A 984-nucleotide genomic window follows, 5' to 3' on the forward strand; every position below is an offset into this window, starting at 1 on the left:
GCGTCGGGCGTTTAATCTGCAACACAGCCTGCAGCCTTGAAGTAGTTCCAGCATTCGTCGGGTGTGAAGAGGGCGCAGATGTCGCCGACGGCCCGCCAGAGTTGGTCCAGAGTGCGGGCGGCCGCCTTTCGAAGCAGCGTCTTCAGCTTGGAGAACGCCATTTCGATCGGGTTGAGGTCGGGGGAGTATTTCGGCAGGAACAAGAGCCAGGCGCCTCGCTCGGCGATGGCCTGCGCCGCTCTCGGGCTCTTGTGGACGTTGAGGTTGTCGAGCACCACGACGTCGCCCGGTTCCAGACATGGCGCCAGTTGTGTGCGCACGTAGACGTCGAAAGCCGCACCGTCCATGGCGCCCTCGATGAGCCAGGGGGCGACGAGTTCATGGCATCTGAGGCCAGCCACGAAGGTCTGGGTGTGCCATTTGCCGAACGGCGCCTGCGCCCGCAGGCGCTCGCCGCAGGGGCTGCGGCCTCGCAGTGGCGTCATGTTGGTCTTCACGCTGGTTTCGTCGATGAAGACCAGCCGTCCCGGTTGGCGGTGCATGAAGGGCTGGCGGCGGTCTTGCCACTCACGCCGCGCCGCCTTGACGTCGGAGCGATCTTTCTCCGATGCCAGCAGCGTTTTTTTTATAGGTGAACCCCTCCTGGCGAAGCAGCTTGGAGAGGTTCGACGGATCGGCCGTCACGCCGAACTGCTCTTCCAACCAGGCGGCAAGGTCCGGCATGGTGATGTCGGGTTTGGCCTTCACCGTCTCGATGATGGCGCACCGATGCGGCCCGAGCTTGCCGGATCCGGCAGGACGTCCCTGCTTGGCCGGCTCCACGGAACCGGTGCGAGCGTAGCGGGCCTGAACCCTCACCGCCGTCGAGGGGGACACCTCAAACCGGGCCGCCGCCCCACGCCGCGTCTGGCCGGCTGCAACATCGCGAACGATCCTAAGCCGCAAGTCCGATGAAACCGGTTTTCCCATGGTGCGCATCCTCCC

1 pseudogene is annotated in these 984 nt (G+C 65.0%); it reads right to left on the bottom strand.

Going from position 1 to position 984, the window contains the following annotated elements:
* Positions 1-11: 11 nt before the first annotated feature.
* Positions 12-969, bottom strand: a pseudogene (locus tag GTK09_RS27075) (IS630 family transposase).
* Positions 970-984 lie beyond the last annotated feature (15 nt).

This window comes from Jiella pacifica, assembly GCF_010500815.1.
Classification (GTDB): Bacteria; Pseudomonadota; Alphaproteobacteria; order Rhizobiales; family Rhizobiaceae; genus Jiella; species Jiella pacifica.